Annotated in this window: 3 protein-coding genes; 2 read left to right on the plus strand and 1 reads right to left on the minus strand. The window is 71.3% G+C overall.

What is annotated here, in order from left to right; translation table 11 throughout:
• Both RTU05_RS18095 and RTU05_RS18100 read left to right on the plus strand, forming a co-directional pair.
• The coding region (locus tag RTU05_RS18095) for a DUF1206 domain-containing protein (RefSeq protein ID WP_312599665.1) at window positions 1-851 on the plus strand (851 nt) is incomplete at its 5' end.
• Window positions 852-1,036: 185 nt separating this feature from the next.
• On the plus strand, window positions 1,037-1,708 hold the full coding sequence (locus RTU05_RS18100; RefSeq protein ID WP_312599666.1) for a DsbA family oxidoreductase: 672 nt from the start codon (window positions 1,037-1,039) through the stop codon (window positions 1,706-1,708).
• A 36-nt stretch (window positions 1,709-1,744) separates the two neighbouring features.
• Here the strand turns inward: RTU05_RS18100 and RTU05_RS18105 are convergent.
• Window positions 1,745-1,936 (minus strand): hypothetical protein (locus RTU05_RS18105; protein WP_312599667.1); only part of this gene is annotated, 192 nt, incomplete at its 5' end.

Below are 1,936 nucleotides of genomic sequence, written 5' to 3' on the forward strand. Positions count from 1 at the left end.
GGCCCCCGGCGCGCCGCATGCCCCGCCTGCACGTCCTGATCGAGGCGGCGGCGCGGATCGGCTATGGGGCGCGGGGCTTCGTCTATCTGTCGGCGGGCGCCCTGACCCTGCTGGCGGCGACCGACCGGATCGGCGAGGCGGTAGGGACCAGCGGGGCGGCGGGCTGGCTGGCGCAACAGCCGTTCGGCAAGGTCTGGCTGGTGCTGCTGGGCCTGGGCCTGTGGGCCTTCGTCGGTTGGCGCGTGCTGCAGGCGGTGTTCGACGCCGACCATGAGGGGACCGACCTGAAGGGCTGGACCACGCGGGCGGGCCAGGCGGTCAGCGGCCTGTTCTACGGCGTGCTGGCGTCGGGGGTGTTCGAGTATCTGGACGAGTTCGCCGAGGCGACCGACGCCTCCTCCGCCCAGGCCGAGAGCGTCGCCGAGAACCAGGAGAAGGCCGCCGCCCTTCTGGCCCTGCCGTTCGGCGAGGCGCTGCTGATCGGGGCGGGGCTGACGGTGCTGGGCGTGGGCCTCGGCAACATCGTCAGGGCCTTCCGCGACGACTTCGACGAAGCACTGGCCTGTCCCAGGGCCTTCTGCGGGACGGCCACGGCCCTGGCGCGGGCGGGATACGCCGCGCGGGGCTTCGCCTATTTGCCGCTGGGGGTCTTCGTGGTTCTGGCGGGGCTTCATGCGCGCTCGGGCGAGGTGACGACGACGGCGGCGGCCCTGGACGCGCTGGAGGCCCAGCCGGGCGGCTCGGTGATCCTGGGGCTGACGGCGGCGGGGTTGATGGCGTTCGGGGCCTTCGCCTTCGTGGAGGCGCGCTGGCGGCGCATCCGGCCGCCTCGGGACCTGAAGATCGGGTAGGGGCGGTTGTGGGAGTGAAGAGTGCCAGTGAGCGAGAGGTGAGCCGCGCTGGCCCCGTCGTCGCGTCCTCGCCGTCGTCGCGCCGCCCGCGGAAAATGCTCACCTCTCGCTCACCAGCACTCTTCACTAAAAGCCTCGCCTTCCCATATCCTTCGCAACACTCGCTGTTCCAGAAGGCCCCCGCCATGTCCGCGATCACTCCGACCAAGACCCTCAAGATCGACTTCGTCTCCGACGTGGTCTGCCCCTGGTGCGTGGTGGGGTTGGGCGGGCTGGAGACCGCGCTGGACACGCTGAAGGCCGAGGGGATCGCCGCCGACATCGCCTTCCGGCCGTTCGAGCTGAACCCCCAGATGGCGCCCGAGGGCGAGAACGTCGGCGAACACATCGCCCGCAAATACGGATCGACCCCGGAACAGTCCGCCGCCAACCGCGCCATGATCACCGAGCGGGCGGCGGAAGTCGGCTTCGACATGCGGATGGGGCCGGACAGCCGCATCTGGAACACCTTCGACGCCCACCGCCTGCTGCACTGGGCGCACGAGACGGCGCCGGCCAAGCAGAAGGCGCTGAAACAGGCCCTGTTCGCCGCCCATTTCACCGACAACAAGAACATCACCGACGCCCGCGTCCTGACCGAGGCGGCGGAGACGGCGGGCCTGGACCGGGCCGAGGCGGGCGAGGTGCTGGCCTCGGGCCGCTACGCCCAGGCGGTGCGCCAGGCCGAGGAACTGTGGCGGTCGCGAGGCGTCAGTTCGGTCCCGGCCGTGGTGGTCGAGGGCAAATATCTGATCTCGGGCGGCCAGCCGCCCCAGGCGTTCGAACAGGCGCTGCGACAGATCGCGTCGGAGGGCTGAGAACCGCCTCCGTCCTGCGCGGCGGGGCGGAGACGATCACGGCGGCCGGGTCGCGGACGGCGGCTGAACAAAAACACCGTCCAATGTGTGCACATCGTCTGAAATCGGCGACGGCTTCAGGCCGTCCAGCGCCTCCACACGCGCCATCAGGGCGTCGCGGCCGGCGATGTCGCCGGGCGTCAGGGCCATGGCCGCGCGGGCGATGACGCCGATCTCGCGCGCGACGGC

This window comes from Brevundimonas sp., from assembly GCF_032017145.1.
Classification (GTDB): Bacteria; Pseudomonadota; Alphaproteobacteria; order Caulobacterales; family Caulobacteraceae; genus Brevundimonas.

Coding starts and splice junctions, on each gene's coding strand:
- RTU05_RS18100 (WP_312599666.1), top strand. CDS start 1,037: ATGTCCGCGATCACTCCGACCAAGACCCTCAAGATCGACTTCGTCTCC.